The organism is Pseudarthrobacter sp. CC4, assembly GCF_048957775.1.
Taxonomy (GTDB): Bacteria; Actinomycetota; Actinomycetes; order Actinomycetales; family Micrococcaceae; genus Arthrobacter.
The window spans coordinates 1-18,283 of record NZ_JARCCZ010000015.1 but is presented as its reverse complement, the minus strand read 5'-3'; the positions used below and the strand labels follow the sequence as shown (position 1 = coordinate 18,283).

General features: G+C 65.7%; 18 protein-coding genes. 10 read left to right on the top strand and 8 right to left on the bottom strand.

Going from position 1 to position 18,283, the window contains the following annotated elements; genetic code table 11:
* Window positions 1-98: 98 nt before the first annotated feature.
* The 9 genes from PV768_RS11400 (at window position 99) to PV768_RS11360 (ending at window position 10,627) form a co-directional block, all read left to right on the top strand.
* Entirely contained in the window at window positions 99-1,025 is a 927-nt protein-coding gene (locus tag PV768_RS11400) for an FKBP-type peptidyl-prolyl cis-trans isomerase (protein ID WP_421093069.1), read from the top strand.
* Between the two features lie 98 nt (window positions 1,026-1,123).
* Complete coding sequence (locus PV768_RS11395) at window positions 1,124-1,519, top strand: FKBP-type peptidyl-prolyl cis-trans isomerase (protein ID WP_104997974.1); 396 nt, start codon at window positions 1,124-1,126, stop codon at window positions 1,517-1,519.
* A gap of 120 nt (window positions 1,520-1,639) precedes the next feature.
* Window positions 1,640-3,619, top strand: a complete 1,980-nt coding sequence (locus PV768_RS11390) for a helix-turn-helix transcriptional regulator (protein WP_421093068.1) — start codon at window positions 1,640-1,642, stop codon at window positions 3,617-3,619.
* Between the two features lie 10 nt (window positions 3,620-3,629).
* Window positions 3,630-3,983 (top strand): hypothetical protein, encoded by a 354-nt coding sequence (locus PV768_RS11385; RefSeq protein WP_157242308.1) that lies wholly within the window; start codon window positions 3,630-3,632, stop codon window positions 3,981-3,983.
* A 27-nt stretch (window positions 3,984-4,010) separates the two neighbouring features.
* The gene (gene tatA / locus PV768_RS11380; protein WP_045731378.1) at window positions 4,011-4,283 is read left to right on the top strand and encodes a Sec-independent protein translocase subunit TatA; all 273 of its coding nucleotides are present in this window, start codon (window positions 4,011-4,013) and stop codon (window positions 4,281-4,283) included.
* Between the two features lie 48 nt (window positions 4,284-4,331).
* A complete protein-coding gene (gene tatC / locus PV768_RS11375; protein WP_157242307.1) occupies window positions 4,332-5,126 on the top strand; it encodes a twin-arginine translocase subunit TatC in 795 nt (264 codons plus the stop codon).
* 19 nt (window positions 5,127-5,145) lie between these two features.
* The gene (locus tag PV768_RS11370) at window positions 5,146-8,076 is read left to right on the top strand and encodes a DEAD/DEAH box helicase (RefSeq protein WP_421093067.1); all 2,931 of its coding nucleotides are present in this window, start codon (window positions 5,146-5,148) and stop codon (window positions 8,074-8,076) included.
* A gap of 54 nt (window positions 8,077-8,130) precedes the next feature.
* On the top strand, window positions 8,131-9,786 hold the full coding sequence (locus tag PV768_RS11365) for an amidohydrolase (protein WP_421093066.1): 1,656 nt from the start codon (window positions 8,131-8,133) through the stop codon (window positions 9,784-9,786).
* A 94-nt stretch (window positions 9,787-9,880) separates the two neighbouring features.
* On the top strand, window positions 9,881-10,627 hold the full coding sequence (locus tag PV768_RS11360) for a polyprenol monophosphomannose synthase (RefSeq protein WP_321213565.1): 747 nt from the start codon (window positions 9,881-9,883) through the stop codon (window positions 10,625-10,627).
* 103 nt (window positions 10,628-10,730) lie between these two features.
* Here the strand turns inward: PV768_RS11360 and PV768_RS11355 are convergent, their stop codons facing one another.
* From PV768_RS11355 to PV768_RS11335, 5 genes are all read right to left on the bottom strand, one after another.
* On the bottom strand, window positions 10,731-11,078 hold the full coding sequence (locus tag PV768_RS11355) for an RNA polymerase-binding protein RbpA (RefSeq protein WP_013600997.1): 348 nt from the start codon (window positions 11,076-11,078) through the stop codon (window positions 10,731-10,733).
* Between the two features lie 263 nt (window positions 11,079-11,341).
* On the bottom strand, window positions 11,342-12,283 hold the full coding sequence (locus PV768_RS11350) for an SPFH domain-containing protein (RefSeq protein WP_421093065.1): 942 nt from the start codon (window positions 12,281-12,283) through the stop codon (window positions 11,342-11,344).
* 33 nt (window positions 12,284-12,316) lie between these two features.
* A complete protein-coding gene (locus PV768_RS11345) occupies window positions 12,317-12,781 on the bottom strand; it encodes an NfeD family protein (protein WP_157242303.1) in 465 nt (154 codons plus the stop codon).
* A gap of 125 nt (window positions 12,782-12,906) precedes the next feature.
* Complete coding sequence (locus tag PV768_RS11340; RefSeq protein WP_421093064.1) at window positions 12,907-13,788, bottom strand: putative RNA methyltransferase; 882 nt, start codon at window positions 13,786-13,788, stop codon at window positions 12,907-12,909.
* A 46-nt stretch (window positions 13,789-13,834) separates the two neighbouring features.
* Entirely contained in the window at window positions 13,835-14,515 is a 681-nt protein-coding gene (locus tag PV768_RS11335; RefSeq protein WP_321213567.1) for a peptide deformylase, read from the bottom strand.
* Window positions 14,516-14,573: 58 nt separating this feature from the next.
* Here PV768_RS11335 and PV768_RS11330 point away from each other — a divergent pair, with 58 nt between their 5' ends.
* Complete coding sequence (locus PV768_RS11330; RefSeq protein WP_321213568.1) at window positions 14,574-14,987, top strand: nuclear transport factor 2 family protein; 414 nt, start codon at window positions 14,574-14,576, stop codon at window positions 14,985-14,987.
* Between the two features lie 35 nt (window positions 14,988-15,022).
* Here the strand turns inward: PV768_RS11330 and PV768_RS11325 are convergent, their stop codons facing one another.
* Genes PV768_RS11325 through PV768_RS11315 form a run of 3 tightly spaced genes read right to left on the bottom strand, consistent with a single transcriptional unit; the run spans window position 15,023 to window position 18,085 of the window.
* The gene (locus PV768_RS11325; protein WP_421093063.1) at window positions 15,023-16,171 is read right to left on the bottom strand and encodes an FAD-dependent oxidoreductase; all 1,149 of its coding nucleotides are present in this window, start codon (window positions 16,169-16,171) and stop codon (window positions 15,023-15,025) included.
* A 1-nt stretch (window position 16,172) separates the two neighbouring features.
* Window positions 16,173-16,868, bottom strand: coding sequence for a class I SAM-dependent methyltransferase (locus PV768_RS11320; protein ID WP_421093062.1), 696 nt, complete (start codon window positions 16,866-16,868; stop codon window positions 16,173-16,175).
* Between the two features lie 5 nt (window positions 16,869-16,873).
* On the bottom strand, window positions 16,874-18,085 hold the full coding sequence (locus PV768_RS11315) for a type III polyketide synthase (RefSeq protein ID WP_421093061.1): 1,212 nt from the start codon (window positions 18,083-18,085) through the stop codon (window positions 16,874-16,876).
* Window positions 18,086-18,283: the final 198 nt, after the last annotated feature.

The window sequence follows — 18,283 nt, the reverse complement described above, 5'->3', positions numbered from 1 at the left end:
GGCTATTCTGGATAGGGCCCTTTATCCGGGCCCTGCGCGATGCCGGCCGTTGCCATGCGGAACATCGCATCCATCCTGCCCCGACGAAAGTTTTATACGTGCGCCGACTACTAGCAATCCTTCTTCCCGGCCTGCTGTTGCTGACCGCCTGCGGCGGTTCAACCGCAGAGCCGGAACCCACCAGCGTATCCGCCGGTGAGACTGCCAAGTTCGACTCCCTCAAACTGACCGACAACGGGGACAAGAAAGCCCCCGGTGTTGAATTCACCAAGCCGTTGGAAGTGGCAGAACCCACCATCAAGGTGGTCACCGAGGGCAGCGGCGAAACGGTTAGAGCCAACCAGGTCGCCAACATTTCCATCCTGGCCCTAAACGGTACCGACGGCACGACGCTCGAGGACACATTCCCGGGTGAACCGGAACCGCTTGAGCTGAACGAGGAGCTGAAGACCGGCAGCGAGGTCATCTACAACGCGTTCGTCGGATCGAAAGTAGGCTCCAGCCTGGCACTGGCTGTGCCCGGCCAGGCCGCGTCAGCCGGAGCCGAAGCCCAGCCCACCCAGCTGCTGGTCATCAAGGTGCTGTCCGCTGAGGATGTAGCGCCGGTCCTGGAAAAGCCCGAGGGCGAGACCGTGACCCCGCCGGCAGGATTGCCCACAGTCACCGAAAAAGACGGCATCCCCGAAATCAACGTCGAAGGCGTAGCCGCCCCCACGGCCCTGGTGTCGCAGGACCTCATCAAGGGCAAGGGCCCCACAGTCAAGGAATCCGACACCCTCACCGTCAACTACGTTGGCGTGACCCTCGTTGGCGGCACCAAGTTCGATTCGAGTTTCGACCGCGGCGAACCCGCAAGCTTCCCGCTCACCGGCGTCATCAAGGGCTGGACCCAGGGCCTTGCCGGCAAGACGGTTGGTTCCCGCGTCCTCCTGGTCATCCCCAAGGACCTTGCCTACGGCGACGCCGGACAGGGCGAGGCCAAGGGGGACCTCGTCTTCGTAGTGGACATCCTCGGGGCGAAGTAGCAACACTTACAGTCGGGCCGCTGCCCCACCGCGGCATCGATCAGCAGCACCACACGTGCGCAGCAGAACACGAGCAGCACAGACCTAAAGGAGTAACCATGTCATTTGGCCAGCGTGATTTCGACCGCCAGAAGCCCGAGATCGACTTCCCCGAGGGCGATGTTCCCACGGAACTGGTGATCACCGACCTCATTGAGGGCGACGGGCGGGAAGCCAAAGCGGGCGACACCGTATCCACCCACTACGTGGGCGTTGCCTGGTCAACAGGCGAAGAGTTCGACGCATCCTGGGGCCGCGGCGCACCGCTAGACTTCCGCGTGGGCGTCGGCCAGGTCATCCAGGGCTGGGACCAGGGCCTGCTCGGCATGAAGGTGGGCGGCCGCCGCCGCCTGGAGATCCCCTCCGAGCTGGCGTACGGCTCACGCGGCGCCGGCGGAGCCATCGCTCCGAACGAAGCCCTGATCTTCGTAGTGGACCTCGTAGGCGTGCGCTGACGGAGATCAGCCCCTCAACGGTATCCATCACCGCCAGGAGCGCGGCAGGCCCGGGACTTTGAACACCCGGGCCTGCCGCGCTTTCTGCGTTCCGGCGCGGACTTTAGTAACGTAGCCAGGGTGTCCGTATCCCGTACTGAACGTCTCCTCAACCTGCTCATCGCGCTCCTGAACACCCGGTATGGCCTGCGCCGCAGTGAGCTGCGGGAGAAGGTCTACCACGACCAGTCAGGAAACGACGTTGCCTTCGGGCGGATGTTCGAACGGGACAAAAACGACCTCCGCCAGTTCGGCTTCGATGTGGAAACACTGACGGACACGGGGTGGAGCGAGGACGACCCTGCAACCACCCGCTACCGGATCGGCAAGGAATCGAACCGCCTTCCTGATGTCCAGCTGGGGCCGGAGGAATGGACCGTACTCCTCCTGGCCTCGCAGTTGTGGGAACGCGCCGCCCTGGGCACGTCCGCCCAAAGCGCGCTCCGGAAGCTCAAGGCTTCCGGCCGGATGGCGGACGTCGGCCTGCCCGCCGGCGTCCAGCCACGGATCAAACCCGCCGGACAGGCCTTCGATGACCTGGTCGCCGCAATGCACTCCCGGCACCCCGTCACCTTCACGTACCTCGCGGGCACCACCGGCAAGGAGGAACTGCGGACAGTGGAACCATGGGGCCTGGGCAGCCGCTTTGGCCAGTGGTACCTGATGGGCCACGACCGGGTGCGGAATGCCACCCGGCACTTCCGGCTCTCCCGCATTACCAGTGCGGTGACAACCCTGGACAAAGAGCTCTTTACGCCGCCCGCGGACTTCAATGTACGGCAGGAACTGGCCCGCCTCCCGGAGCTTCCGCTGCGCCCTGCCATCGTGGACGTCAGGGAAGGACGCCTGCTGGCCCTGCGCCGGCGGAGCTCTGACGCAGGCAACGCGGCCGGGCGGCTGGCCGCCGGCTATGAGCGGTTGGCCCTGCAATTCAGGGACCCCGAGAGCCTGGCCGAGGAACTGGCCTCATACGGGCCGGATGCGCGCGCGGTGTCCCCCTCCGAGCTCGTCAAAGCCGTCCGCCGCAGGCTGCGTGCCGCTGCGGACTTCAGCGCGGCTCCTGTGCCCTCATACCGCTTCGGCGAGGCCCGTGCCCGGAGTGTCCGCAAACGCACTTCCGAGGACCAGCTCAAGCGGATGCTCCAACTGGTGCCCTTCCTGGTGCACAACCAGGGCCTGCACATCCAGGACGTCGCCGATCAGTTCGGCGTCAGCAGGAAGGAGCTGGAGGACGACCTGCAGATTCTGATCTGCTCCGGGCTGCCCGAGGGATATCCCGATGATCTTTTGGACATCCAGTGGGACGACGACCACGTGTACATCACCCAGGACCTGGACCTGACGAAACCGGTCCGTTTCACCGTGGAGGAGGCCTGCGCCCTCCTGACCGGGCTGGAGACGCTGAACGGGCTGCCGGAAGTAGCCGAGGGCGGCGCCCTGGAATCGGTGACGCTAAAACTCCTGGCAGCAGCCGGCGAAGAAGGGCTCAGGGCGGCCTCCCTTGCCGGGCCCGAAGTCGCACCCGCGGATGCCGCCACTCACGCCGCCGTGCGCCAGGCGATCGAGTCACGCTCACAGCTGCGCCTGGCGTACCTGTCGCCCCAGCGGGACGCCGTGTCCGAACGCGATGTGGACCCCCTCCGGCTCTACTCCCTGGACAACACCTGGTACTTCGAGGCCTACTGCCACCTGGTCCGCGGGCTGCGGAATTTCCGCCTGGACCGGGTCCAGGAGCTGCACCCGAACGGTGCTCCCGTTTCCGCCGACATCACGCCGGCCGAAGGGGCGCCTGCAAAGCTTTTCACCGCCAACGACGACGACACCACCGTCACCGTCCAGCTCACCCGGCAGGGGAGGGGACTGGCAGATGACTACTACGCGGAACGCACGGCGGAACTGCCCGACGGCGGCCTGGTGGCGGACATCCGCTTCAGCAACACCGCATGGTTGCCGATGTTCGTGGCCCAGCACGGGGGTGCTGCCCGTATTCTTGCCCCCGAGGAGCTGGCGGAAGCTGCCCGCACCTGGCTGGCGGCATCGCTGGCCATGTATGGCGACTAGACTTCTCAGCATGCCTTGGTGGTCCTGGATCCTGATATGGGTGGCGCTCGTTGCGCTCTCGCTGCTCTTCTATGTCCTGCTGGGCATCCGGTTGTTCCGCCAGTTCATGGCAACCGTCAAGGACCTGGGGGCGGCCGGTGAAAAACTGGGGCAGCTGGGCCCCATGGAAACATCCCCGGCCTCCACAGCGCCGGCGACGCCCCACCCGGGATCCGCGGTTTTTGCCTCGCCGACTGTCATGAGACATGATTACGAGGCATCCAAGTCGTCCCGACAGGAAGAACGCCGTCTTCGGCGGGTGCAGCGCAAGATCGACCGGGGCCAGCCGCAGGCACTCGGCGATCTGGACTTCACCTCGAAGTAAAATTGTATTGAAACGAAAGGATTTCCCGTGGGAAGACTCTTTGATGGCCCCTGGCCCATCGTAATTATCATCGTTGTTGCATTGCTCCTTTTTGCCGCGCCTAAACTTCCGGCCATGGCGCGCAGCCTTGGCCAGTCCATGCGGATCATCAAGTCCGAAGTCAAGGAAATGAAGAACGACGGCAAGACCGAATCCACTGACGCCTCAGGTCCGGTGGAAGGCACCATCGTCAACCACCCGAAGGCGAAGCCCGGTGAGCCGACAGACGGCACTGACGTTCCGCCGTCGAACCGCGCCTGACCCCCAGTGGCACTGTCGCGGGCCCGTAAAGCCAACCCCGAGGGGCGGATGGCTCTTTGGGACCACCTCAAAGAGCTCAAGAACCGGCTGATCAAGTCGGCGATCGGCGTCGTCATTGGCGGCATCGGGGGCTGGATACTTTACGATCCGTTGCTGAAGGCTCTGGCCGAGCCGGTCAACCGCATCTCCGAGCAGACCGGCGGGCTCTCGGCCATAAACTTCGGAAGCATTGCATCTCCGTTCGATTTCAAGCTGCAAATGTCACTCCTCATCGGCGTGGTCATTTCCAGCCCCATCTGGATCTACCAGCTCTGGGCGTTTATCACGCCCGGCCTGACCTCCAAGGAACGCCGGTACACGCTGGGGTACATGGCGGCGGCAGTCCCGTTGTTCCTGGCCGGTATCTGGGCCGGCTGGCTTGTTGTGCCGCAGGTGGTCCACGCGCTGACGCAGTTCACCCCGGAAGGGTCCTCCAGCGTCATCGATGCCCGCACATACATCGAGTTCGTGACCCGCATGGTGCTGGTCCTGGGCGTGGCTTTCCTGGTTCCCGTGGTGCTGGTGGGCATCAACATGGCGGGCATCATCTCCGGCAGTACCATCCTCAAGGCCTGGCGAATCACAGTGTTCCTCGTGTTCGTCCTCGCTGCCATTGCTGCTCCCGGAGCAGATGCCATCTCGATGTTCATGCTGGCCGGCCCACTGCTGGTGCTTTTCTTTGCCGCGATCGGCATCTGCCTGATGAACGACAAGCGCCGCGAACGCAGGACAGCCAAACGGGCAGCTGAAACCGAGGCCACAGCGGACATCGCCACCCCCGGCAGTGAGCTCAAGAACCTCTGAGCCCCGTTAGGCTTGGGGTATGTCCTCCAACACCGGGCCTTCTTCCATTGGACCGTTCCCTGCCGGGCCCACCGACACTGAAGAGCTCTCTCCTGCCGAGCGGTACCGTGCCAGCGCCGAGCGCAGGGCCGAAGCGGCGACATACCTCGGAGCCTTCGTCCGTACCCTGGACTTCGAACTGGACGACTTCCAGCGGCAGTCATGCCGCTCCCTCCAGGAGGGCAGGGGAGTGCTGGTGGCGGCCCCCACAGGCGCCGGCAAGACCATCGTCGGTGAATTCGCCATCTACCTGGCGCTTCAGCGGGGCCTGAAGGCGTTTTACACAACCCCCATCAAGGCTTTGAGCAACCAGAAGTTCACCGAACTTTCTGAAAAATACGGCGCCCGGAATGTTGGCCTCCTCACCGGCGACACCAGCATCAACGGTGACGCCCCCGTCGTCGTCATGACCACGGAAGTCCTGCGGAACATGCTGTACGCGGATTCGGCAACATTGGACGACCTCGGCTATGTGGTGATGGACGAGGTGCATTACCTGGCCGACAGGTTCCGGGGTGCCGTCTGGGAGGAAGTGATCATCCATCTCCCCAGCGAGGTGCAGGTGGTTTCACTCAGCGCCACCGTCTCGAACGCCGAGGAGTTCGGAGCCTGGCTGGACACCGTCCGCGGTGATACTGACATCATCGTCTCCGAGCACCGGCCGGTACCTCTCTGGCAGCACGTGATGGTTGGCCGCCAGATCATGGACTTGTTCGCCGGAGAAACCAGCTTCGACGAAATTGCGCCGCCGGTGGACCAGGGGGAGACGCAGCCGGTTTCGTCGAAGGACAGCGCAAAGGGCCGCGGCGTCGACGTCAATCCCGACCTCCTCAAGGTAGCGCGCAGCGAAATCCAGCAGAGTTTCCGCAGCCGCCAGGGCGGGCCCGGCGGACGCGGCCAGCGCGGGCGGCGCGGCAACGACCGTCCCGGCCGCGGCGACGAACGTGGCGTTCGCCCCGCCAGCCGCCCCCAGGTCATCGCAAGCCTGGACCGCATGGACCTGCTCCCTGCCATTACCTTCATTTTCTCAAGGGCCGGCTGTGACGCTGCCGTGGCACAGTGCGTCGGCTCCGGGCTGTGGCTCACCACGGAGAAGGAACAGCGGATCATCGCCCAGCGCGTTGACGAAGCCGGCCAGGATATCCCGCCGGACGACCTCGATATCCTGGGCTTCTGGACCTGGCGTGACGGACTGATCCGGGGCTTCGCCGCCCACCATGCCGGCATGCTGCCCACTTTCAAGGAAGTGGTGGAGAAACTCTTCGCCGACGGCCTGGTCAAAGCGGTTTTTGCCACGGAAACCCTGGCCCTGGGCGTCAACATGCCTGCCCGCTCCGTGGTGCTGGAAAAGCTGGACAAGTTCAACGGTGAAGCCCATGTGGACATCACCGCCGGTGAGTATACGCAGCTGACCGGCCGTGCGGGCCGCCGCGGCATCGACGTCGAAGGCCATGCAGTGGTGCTGTGGCAGCCCGGTACGGACCCGACGGCGGTCGCCGGCCTGGCGTCCCGGCGCACCTACCCCTTGAACTCAAGCTTCCGGCCGACGTACAACATGAGCATCAACCTCCTGGCCCAGTTCGGCCGGGCCCGGGCCCGCGAAATCCTTGAGTCCTCCTTTGCCCAGTTCCAGGCTGACCGTTCGGTGGTGGGGCTTGCCAGGCAGGTGCGCAGCCGGGAGGAATCGCTGGCCGGGTATGCCAAGTCGATGACCTGCCATTTGGGCGACTTTACCGAGTACGCGCGGCTGCGGAGGGAACTCTCCGACGCCGAAAACGCCGGTTCGCGTACCAAGTCCCGCGCCCGGAAATCACTCAGCGATGATTCCCTGGCCCGCCTGTTGCCGGGGGACGTGGTGGAGGTGCCCGGGGGCAGGGCGCCCGGCCCGGCCATTGTGCTCAGTTCGGACCACACCAGCCGCGAGCCGCGGCCTGCCGTCCTGACGCTGGACAACCAGTTGCGGAGAATCGGAACCGATGATCTGGAAGGCCCCATTGCGCCGGTGACGCGCATCCGCATTCCCAAGTCCTTCAATGCCAAGGTGCCCAAATCCCGCCGTGATCTCGCGTCCTCGGCCCGGAATGCGTTGCGGGAGAACCGGCCGCCCGCCCCGGGCAACACCCGCAACCACGATTTCGGACTTGCCACGGCCCTGCCCAACCAGGAAAAGCGCATCGCCGACCTCCGCCGCGTCCTCCGGGCCCACCCGTGCCACGGCTGCAGCGAACGGGAGGACCACGCCCGCTGGTCCGAACGCTGGTGGAAGCTGCGGCGGGAAACCGATGGGCTGGTGCGCCAGATCCAGGGCCGGACCAACACGATCGCCAAGACCTTTGACCGTGTGTGCGACGTCCTGACCGCGTACGGGTATCTGGAGCCGGCTGCCGACGGCCGGCTGGGCATCAGTCCCGATGGCCAGCGGCTGCGGCGGATCTACGGGGAGAAGGACCTCCTCATTTCCCAGTCCCTGCGGCTGGGCGCGTTTGACGACCTGGATGCCGTGGAAGTTGCAGCACTGGCCAGTGTGCTGGTGTACCAGGCGAAAAGGGAGGACCGGGGGCTCCGGCCGCGGATGCCCAGTATTTCCCTTGAGACGTCGGTGGATATCGTCGTCCGCGAGTGGTCTGCCTTGGAGGACGTGGAAGAGGAGAACAAGCTTCCGCTGACCGGCGAACCCGAACTGGGGCTCGTCTGGCCGATCTACAAGTGGGCCCGTGGCCGCCACCTGCAGGACGTCCTGAGCGGCACGGACCTGGCAGCCGGTGACTTTGTCCGGTGGGTGAAGCAGGTTGTCGACCTCTTGGACCAGCTCGCCAAGATTCCCGGCCTGGAACCCCGCCTTGCCCGGCTCTGTGCCGAAGCCATCTCGCTGATCCGCCGCGGCGTCGTGGCCTATTCCTCCGTACTCTGACAAGCGTCGCCGGCCGCCCGCCGGCCCACACCAACTCCAGGAGCACTGCCCCGCATGTCCCAGCCTGAACCGCTGCCCGCTGCCCGAGCTAAGACTGTCCTCTACCGGAACGGGTCCGTCTACACCGCGGCAGACCCTTTTGCCACGGCCATGGTGGTTGACGGCGGCACGGTTGCCTGGGTGGGATCCGAACAGGCAGCCTCATCCATTGCTGACAGTTCAATGGAGATCATCGATCTCCGGGGCGCCCTCGTGGCGCCGGGCTTCGTGGACTCCCACATCCACCTGACCGAGACCGGCATCGCGCTGGACTCACTGCAGCTGGGCGGAATCCGTTCAGCCAAGGAACTGCTGGACGCCGTAGCCGGCGTCCCCGGCACAGGACCTGTGCTGGGCCACGGCTGGGATGAGACCACCTGGGCGGATGACACCCTGCCCACCGCCGAGGAACTGGAACGGGCGTCCGCCGGGCGGCACGTATACCTCTCGCGGGTGGACGTGCACTCCGCGCTGGTGTCCGGGTCCCTGGCCCGCTCGGCGGGCGTCCGGGAACTGGACGGGTTCGACGGCGGGGCGAGGGTCCGGCGGGCAGCGCACACGGCCGCCCGCCAGGCTACCCGCCGGCTGCCGCACGACGAGCTGCGGCGCCACCAGGGCCGTGCATTGTCCGAAGCGGCGGCTAATGGCTACGTGGCAGTCGCGGAAATGGGCGCACCGCACATCGGCGGCGCAGAGGACCTGCGGCTTGCCGCCGCATGGAACAACGGCGGCCCTGAAAGCACCGGAGTCCCTGAAGTCCTTCCCTACTGGGGGGAACTGGCGGCCTCCGAAGAACATGCCCGCAGCCTCCTGGACCAGTTTGGCTTCGGCGTGCGGGGGCTGGCCGGCGACCTCAACATCGACGGCTCCATCGGATCGCGGACGGCCGCCCTAAGGTCCGGGTACAGGGACGCGCCGGGCGAGCAGGGGAGCCTGTATCTGACTGTTGATGAAGCTGCAGCGCACCTTGCTGCATGCTCCCTTGCCGGAGTCCAAGGCGGATTCCATGTTATTGGGGACGCCGGGCTGGACACCGCGCTGGCCGCCCTCGAGCTGGCAGCACGTGAAGTGGGTGAGCAGCGGGTGCGTGCCGCAGGCCACCGCCTTGAACACGTGGAGATGGTGGACGCCGCCGCCGTCGAAACCCTGGCCCGGTACGCGGTAACAGTCAGCGCCCAGCCGGCGTTCGACGCTGCCTGGGGCGGCCCCGGAGGGCTGTACGAACAAAGGCTGGGGGAGCGGAGCCGGTCAATGAACCCCTTTGCCAGGCTCTTCGCGGCCGGGGTTCCGGTGTGCTTCGGCAGCGACAGCCCAGTGACGCCCCTGCGGCCCTGGTCCAGTGTCCGCGCCTGCCTGGAGCACCACAACCAGGATGAGCGGATTTCGGCCCGCGCAGCCTTCCTGGGCCACACCCGGGCAGGCTGGCGCGCCGCCAGATATTCCGACCCCATGGCGGGACAGCTCGTGCCCGGAGCTCCTGCCAGTTTCGCCGTCTGGGAGGTCGAGGAACTGATGGTCCAGGTGGCGGACGGCCGCGTCCAGTCCTGGAGCACCGACCCGAGGGCGCGGACACCGCTGCTGCCTGCCCTGGACACCGGCACTGATCCGGTGTGCCTGCAAACGGTCAGGAACGGCGCCGAAATTTTCGCAAGTCCAGCGCTCCGGTCCTGACCCGGCTGCCGCCACCCTATAATTGGTAGTTGCGCCTGCTGCGACCCCGATTGCGGCCGGGCGCTCTGACCGTTTCCCCCAGGAAAGGCCCTCTGTGCGCGTCCTCACGATCATTCCCACCTACAACGAGCTGGAATCGCTGCCCAAGACCCTCCAGCGGCTTCGCGCGGCGGTCCCGGCGTCGGACGTGTTGGTGGTGGATGACAACAGCCCTGACGGCACCGGCCAGCTCGCGGACCGTTTCGCTGCCGAGGATTCCCAGGTGCACGTCCTGCACCGCAAGGGCAAGGAAGGCTTGGGCGCCGCGTACATTGCCGGCTTCCGGTGGGGTCTGGACGCCGGATATGACGTCCTAGTTGAAATGGACGCTGACGGTTCCCACCAGCCCGAGCAGCTTCCCCAGCTGCTGGAAGCCGTTGAACAGGGCGCCGACCTTGCCATGGGCTCCCGGTGGGTTCCCGGCGGCAGCGTCGTCAACTGGCCCCTCTACCGCCAGGCCATTTCCAGGGTGGGCAGCACCTATGCCCGCCTCATGCTGGGTCTGAAGATCAAGGACGTCACGGGCGGCTACCGCGCGTTCCGCAGGACCACGCTGGAAAAGCTCAACCTGGACCAGGTGGACTCGGTTGGCTACGGCTTCCAGGTGGACCTCGCGTTCCGGGTGGCCCGCATGGGGCTCCGGATCGAGGAACGGCCCATCACTTTTGTTGAGCGGGAACTCGGCGCCTCCAAGATGAGCGGCAACATCGTGCTCGAAGCCATGGTCAACGTCACCAAGTGGGGCCTGCAGGCCCGCTGGCACGCCCTGACCGGCAAGAAGACACCGGCGCGGCAGCCGTAACCGCTGCAGCACAGCACGTAGAAGCCGAATTAAACAAGGAAGGGGCTGTCCCCGCACAAAGTGCAGGGACAGCCCCTTTGGTTCAAGCCCTGGGCTGGATTCCTTAGGCGGAGCGCCGTTCTCCGCGGCGTTCGCGCAGGATGGTCAGCCGGTCTTCGAGGATCTGCTCAAGCTCGGGCAGCGAGCGGCGTTCCAGGAGCATGTCCCAGTGGGTACGGACAGCTTTGTCGTTGCTGGTGTCGGGCCGTTCGCCATCAACCAGGAGCGCTTCCTTGCCGGTTTTGGAAACCCACACCGGGGGGATTTCCGCCTCTGAGGAGAAGGTGACGAAGACCTGCTCGCCGTCCTCGCACCGGTACTCGACACGCTGGCGCGGAGCCGGCTCTACTCCGGACTCGGTCTCCATGCTCTGTGCACCAAGGCGCATGCCCCGCAGGCTGCGATCGCTCATGATTTCTCCCTCTGGTCGATTCGCGGTGTACAACACCGCGCCGGCCGACGGTAAACACGTACCATCGGACTACTGTGTGCTCTGTGCTGCATCTCTAGATTCAACGCATCGCGAAGCTTTGTTGTTCCAGCGGATCTGCTCCAGCCGGACAAATACACAATTATACCGGCGTAAGGCCGGAACAGCCAAAAGAGGGGTCCGTTCAGCACGGACCCCTCCTCGTAACCGGCAAGGACCGTCAGCCGGTCCTCCGGCCGTAGCGCCTAAGGCTCCGACGGTTTGGCCCCGACTTCGTCGAACAGGCCGCCGGCGGATTCCGGGGTGGTCCCGCCCAGGGCGTTGCCGATTCCCTTGAGTGCTTCGCCGACTTCACTGGGAATGATCCACAGCTTGTTGGAGGAGCCCTCCGCCAGCTTGGGCAGTGTCTGCAGGTACTGGTAGGCCAGCAGCTTCTGGTCCGGATTGCCCTTGTGGATGGCGTCGAAGACCTTCTGGATGGCCTGGGCTTCGCCGTCGGCACGGAGGATGGCCGCCTTCGCATCACCTTCCGCTTTCAGGATGGAGGCCTGCCGCTGGCCCTCAGCGGTGAGAATCGCTGACTGCTTGGTTCCTTCGGCCGTCAGGATGGCCGCGCGCCGGTCGCGCTCGGCGCGCATCTGCTTCTCCATCGAGTCCTGGATGGAGTGGGGCGGATCGATTGCCTTCAGTTCCACGCGGGAAACCCGGATGCCCCAGCGGCCCGTGGCCTCGTCCAGGACGCCGCGCAACTGTCCGTTGATCTGGTCCCGGGACGTGAGCGCCTCCTCGAGGTTCAGCCCGCCCACCACGTTGCGCAGCGTGGTGGTGGTCAGCTGCTCCACGGCCTGGATGTAGTTGGCGATCTCGTACGTGGCGGCGCGCGGGTCCGTGACCTGGAAATACACCACGGTATCGATGGAGACCACCAGGTTGTCCTCGGTGATGACAGGCTGCGGCGGGAAGGAGACCACCTGCTCGCGCAGGTCCAGCAGCGGCAGGAGCCGGTCAACGAAGGGAATAAGGATGGTCAGTCCCGGATTGAGCGTCCGCTGGTATTTGCCCAGCCTTTCAACAACACCAGCCCGTGCCTGTGGAATGATCCGGACCGCCCGGACCAGGACAATAATCACAAACACGATCAGGACCACCAGCACAATGGCGAGTGCGGCTCCTCCTGCGTTATTCATACATTTCCTTCTTCCCCAATTGATCAGGCTGTATCAGGACTTGGTGTCGGGTTCGGATGCTGCCGAAACCACGGCGGTGGCTCCGTCTATGGCGGCCACCACAACTTTTTGGCCGGCGGGAAGGACTCCTGCCGCTGAGCGGGCGCTCCAGATATCGCCGCCGATTTTGACCAGGCCGCCGTCTGAGGAGACGGGTTCCATGACCACGGCCTGTTCACCGATCAGCCGGTCAACATTGGTGCGCTGCTCGGACGGACCCTTCTTCAAGTGGGACAGGGCCACCGGCCGGACAAAGGCGATCATAAGCAGGGAGACGACGCAGAAAACCACAATCTGCAGCCAGAGGTCAGCGCCGGCGAAATCAGCCACCAGGGCGGCGAGGGTTCCTCCGCCGAGCATGATGAAAAACAGGTCAAGGGTGATCATCTCGATCACTGCAAAGGCGAGGAAAGCGGTGAGCCACAGTGCCCACCAGTTTTCGCCCAACCATTCAAACAACATGCTCCCCCTTCGCTACGGGGAGCCGCTACCGCGGACCCTCCAGCAACTGTTCTTCCATCCTAATGCTGGCAGCCTTCCTATGGGCGGGCCGCCGGGAGTTGGCGGGGATAGTGGCCAAGTCGTTACTGCGTCCGGGCCGTCGCGGGGCGGAAGACTGTGAGGCGGAACCGCGCTTCGGCCAGGACGGGCTCCGGATGGCCCTCCAGCCGGGCGGCGATGGCGGTGCGGTCGCTGTGATGCCCCGCCGGTCCCATGAACGCAAGGTCTGCCGCCTCCTGGCGGGTTAGCGCAAGGGGGAAGTCGATGTCCCGGGCGCTTTCGATCGTGAAGTGCGGCTCCATTGCCCCGGCCAAACGGTTCTCCTTGCCTTCTTCGATACCGAGCATGCCGGCCGGCTCCGCAATGGAGGCGAGATGACCGGGCCGGGGTGTCACCACGGCCAGCAGGCCCGCTGGCCGCAGCACGCGTGCGAACTCCGGGGCGTTCCGGGGCGCGAAAATTACCGTGACCGCGTCAACCGAGTTGTCCTTCACCGGCAACGGCTGCCATACGTCCCAGGCGAGGTTTACCGCCTCCGGGTTGAGCCGCGCGGCGCGCCGCAGGGCGAATTTCGAGATGTCGAGCCCAAGGGCGGCCACCTCCCGGCCGTTGGCCGCCGCCGCATCAAGCAGAACGCGCAGGTAGTGTCCCGTGCCGGTTCCTGAGTCCAGGACGACGGCTCGGTCCCGGGGCAGGGATGGGACGACGGCGGCTGCCACCGCCTCTGCCAGCGGCAGGTAGTGCCCCTTCCCCAGGAAGTTGAAGCGGGCCTCCACCATCTCGGCGGTGTCCGCTTCGAACGCGGTGCCTTTTCCCACCAGCAGGTTGAAGTACCCCTGCCTGGCGGCGTCGAAGCTGTGGGAAGATCCGCAAAGAAGGCGGCCGTGGCCGGAGGGATGGGGTCCCGCCGGCTCCAGCGGCTGGAAGCACACAGGGCACAGCAGGGGAAGCTTGGGAGCGGGCATAGCCACCATCTTAGGGCGGCCCGCCCGGCGCCCCGGATGGGTCCGGCTAGGAGCCGGCGACGCTGACCGGGCCGGTATCGAACCCGAGCCCTGCCCGGGCCTTGCTGATCCCCGGTTCCGCCCAGTGCGCGGCGTACTCCGCGTTGCTGCTGAGCGACCGCAGCTGGGCCCGGTCCACGTACAGGACACCGTTCAGGTGGTCGGTTTCGTGCTGCACGATCCGGGCCTGCCAGCCTGCGAACTCCCGCTGCACCGGTGAGCCATCGGGTGCCTGGAAGTCCAGCAGGACGTTCTCGGGTCGGGTCACCACTGCCTGGAGCCCGTTCAGGGAGAGGCAGCCCTCGTAAAAGGAGGCATACTCCGTTCCCAGCGGCGTGTACCGGGGGTTTAGGAGTGCCAGGAACTCCAATGGACGTCGCTTGCGCAGCGCAGCGGCCTCCGGATCGACGTCGAACTGGTCCTCGACGACCGCGATTTGGAGGGGGATGCCGAGCTGCGGCGCCGCCAGTCCCACTCCGGGGGCCTCGTGCATAACCTGCCGCATGAGGGCGATGAGACGCTCCAGCTGGTCGGAGGAGAGTTGACCGTCAAGGGCGGCGGCGCGCTGTCGAAGTGCGGGGTGGCCGGCCTGCACGATGGGCGGGAGCGTTCCGGCCGAAAGGATCCGCTCCACGGTTTCCCGGATCTGTTCATCGCTGGCGGTGGTCTCCGGCGGGATGGGGTTCATGGGGAAAGCCTACTGGCCTCCGTCATCCTCCCGGCCGCAGTGGGTTAGTGTCGTTTCCATGGCTGAAGACCCTTCCCTGAGCATCTCCCCGTTGGATCGGGTCCTCGGATTCATCCGGGTACTGGAAGCAGGCGGAGGGGCCGCTGAGATCAGGCCTTTCCTGGCGGACACCTTCGTGCTGGTGGAAGCACCGCACCTCCTGGCTCCGGAAGGCTCCACGCGCACGCTCGCTTCGGTCCTTGCCGGCGCGGACCAGAGCTCCGAGGTGGTCTCGGACCAGAAGTTCCACATCAGGCGCACCACCTGTGAAGGCGGAAGGGTGGCCGTGGAGGCAGACTGGTCAGCGACGGTCCGGATGGACCTCCGCTACTGGGACCGGGGGGAGACCATCCGGGCCCGGACGTCGTCGGTTTTTGAGGTTGCTGACGGAAAAATCGTGAGCCAGGACAGCTACGACTGCTACTTCCGCTGAATCCCGCCGGGCGCCATGTCCGAGCGTTCCCGGCCCTACTGCATGGTGAAGCGCCGGGCCGTCCACCGGTTCATGGCCGGGATTGAAGCGGCTCCGCCGATGGCAAGGTTGCGAAGCCTAAGGAGCGGCGCCGGCAGCGGACGTCCCAGCAGCATGTTCACTTCGGACTGGCGCCGCGCGATCACAGCGGCACGTCGCCGCCCGGCGTCGAATGCCTTAAGCCGCCCGGCCACTGGCTTTCCCGCCACAGCCTCCCGAACCACGGGAGCCAGGGCCTGGGCGTCCAGCCAGCCAAGGTTCATGCCCTGGCCGCCGATCGGGCTGATTTCGTGGGCGGCGTCGCCCACCAGCACTACGCGCCCGGCCACGATGCGCCGGGCCATTGTGGAGCGGACGCTGAAGGCGCTCAGCATGGTGTTGGTCCGCACGTCAGGGAGGATTCCCGTCCGCCGCAGGACCAGGCGTGCCAGCCGGCCGGCGTCGGCTCCTTCCGCGGGCTGGCCGAGCCGTACCACCCACCGCCGCAGCCCGCCCGGGAGCGGAAAGGATTCTACGATCCCCTCCGGCTCGAGGAAGAGGACAGCCATCTGCCCATGGCGTCCGGAGTCGGCGAAGTCGCCCATCAGGTAGTGGTCCGGATAGGCCTTGGTGCGGACGGGCATACGGACGGCATCGCGCAGCCGTGACCTTGCGCCGTCGGCGGCGACCACAATTGACGCTTCAAAGCTGCCGCCCCCTGCCGTTGCGTCGCTGGAAGGTTCGACGACGACGGTGGCCGAAGCGCCGTCGTCGTTCACTCCTGTGACGCGCACGCCCCTGACGATGGCCCGGCTGTCGAGGGCATTGACGCGTTCCTCGAGGAGTTGTTCCGTCCGGTATTGGGGGAGGGCCAGTACGAACGGAAAGTCCTCCGAAACGCCTGCGAAGGACATGGTGCCCACGGTCCTCCCGCCGCTGAGGGCCATTCCCGCACGGATCGGCACGCCCTCCCGCACCATGGCATCGGCCAGGTGGACGCCGTCCAGCGCCTCGAGGGCGGGAGGATGGATCCCGATGGCGCGGGTGTGGATATTGCGTTCCGTCCGCTGCTCGAGGAGCCGTACGGAGACGCCCTCCTGGAGCAGGGAAGCCGCCAGGTAGAGGCCCACCGGGCCGCCGCCGACGATGACCACGTCTGTTTCCACGTCAGTCCCTCGAAAAAGCGAGGACCTGGTGGAAGGCGCTGCTCGGTCTGACCACCCAGCCGGGGGGAGCGACGGCCGCCAGTTCCCGGCGCGAATAGCTGCGCCGGATGGACGTGAGCCCGTCCGCGCGGATGAATGAATGGCGGAAGGGCAGGGCGGCGGCACTGAAAAGGGCATAGGCAACCGGGCTGCGGCGGAGATCGTTGTGCACCACGGCCTTTTCGGCCAGCACTTGCGAATGCGCCAGCAGTTCCTGCAGTTGTGCCTCAGCAAGGTGGTGCAGGACATGGTTGGAAATCACGAAGTCGTACTGCCTGCCCTCGCTCACCAGATCGGCGCTGTGGGCCTGCCGGAAAGTGAGTCCCGGGACTTCCGGGCGCCGCTTAGCGAAGGCGGCGGCCCGGGGATCGGGATCGATGCCCGTGATGTGCAGGGCGAGGTGGTCGCGCGCGGCCCAGCGCCACAGCAGGGTTGGGAGATCCCCTCCGCCTGAGCCAATGTCCAGGAGCGTCACGGGCCGGGAGCTGCCGGCCAGGAAAGGACGCAGCTCGCGCACGTACAGCCGGCGCCATCCGGAGAGCATCCGGTTTGTGACAGCGAACTGGCGGTACGTGTTGTCCAGTGCCTGCGGGTCGCAGTCGGGCAGGTCCATGATTTCCACCGCCCAGGCGGCGCGCCGCCGCAGCAGGAGATCCACGGGGATCAGGCCACCGGCGCTTCCACCGGCAGCCCCTCCTGCACCTGTTCCTCTGGAGAGTTGTGCGCCGGCCGGGTGGTGCGCGGCGCTTGCCGCAGTTTCGTGAAGACCGCCGTTTCCACAGTGAGGCCGGGGCCGAAGGCCATGGAGCAGATCCGTTCGTCACCCGGCTCCGGGTCCTGTTCCAGGATGTGCTTGATGACGAACAGGACAGTAGCGCTGCTCATGTTGCCGTAATTGCGGAGGACCTCGCGGGCCGGAACCAGCTGTTCCTGCGTGAGGCCGAGCCTGGACTCGACTTTGTCGAGGATGCTGCGGCCGCCCGGGTGGATGGCCCAGTGGCGGATGGAGGAGTAGGGGAGTGCTGCCAGTTCCGGTTCCCGCGCCAGGAGAGGCGCCAGTGCCCCGACGATGTGGTCGTCGATGATGTGCGGGACGTAGTTGCCCAGGACCATTTCGAATCCGTGGTCGCCAATGTTCCAGGCCATGGAGTCCTCGCCGACGGGGGTGAGGACTGTTTCAAAATGGTCCAGCTGCATCAGCGCGTGGTCTTCGGCGCCTTGCCGGGCAGTGACGACGGCGGCTGCCGCACCATCGGCGAAGAGTGCTGACCCCATGATGGTGTCGGGGTCGTTGGAGGTACGGACGTGCAGCGAGCACAGTTCGGCGCAGACCACCAGGACAACGGCGTTGGGGTCGGCTTCGCAGAACAGCTTTGCTGCGCGCAGCGCGGGAAAGGCCGCATAGCAGCCCATGAAGCCGAGGTGGTAGCGCTGGACCGCTGGATCCAGGCCTAGCTCCCGCACGATTTTGTAGTCGGGCCCCGGGTTGAAGAATCCCGTGCAGGAGACTGTCACCAGATGAGTTATGTCAAGTAAATTGAGTTCCGGGCAGGCGTTGACGGCGGAGCGGGCGGCTTCGACGAAGAGCTTGGTGGCTTCCCGGCCGAAGATCTCATTCCGGGCTTTGGTGCCGGGGTTCAGGAGGAGGCCGGTGGCGGGGTCGTAGAACTGCGGATCGTCCGAGCGGAACTCGTTGGTCAGTTCCTCGACGGCAGTAAAGCGGGTGTCAATGGCCGCTGAATCGAAACACGTGTTCACCAGCCGGGAACCAAGCCTGGACAGGCCAGGCTGGGCCGCAAAGACATCCCGGGCTTCCGACTGGATCAGCATCGTTTTCGGAACTGCAGTTTCAAGTGAACGCACGTAGACCGTCATTGGTTCATTCTTAGCGAGCCCTTGGAATAAGGCAACGGTGGGCGGCCCGGTGACCTGCGGAGTTGTCCGATCCGGGCGGGTGCGCCCGGCCTGGTGGACCCACTCTTCCAGGACCTTAACAAACTGGCATGCACGGGTATTCATGGGACGGGAGTAGCCGCCTCCGTCATTTGCCCGACGGTGAACGGCACTCACACT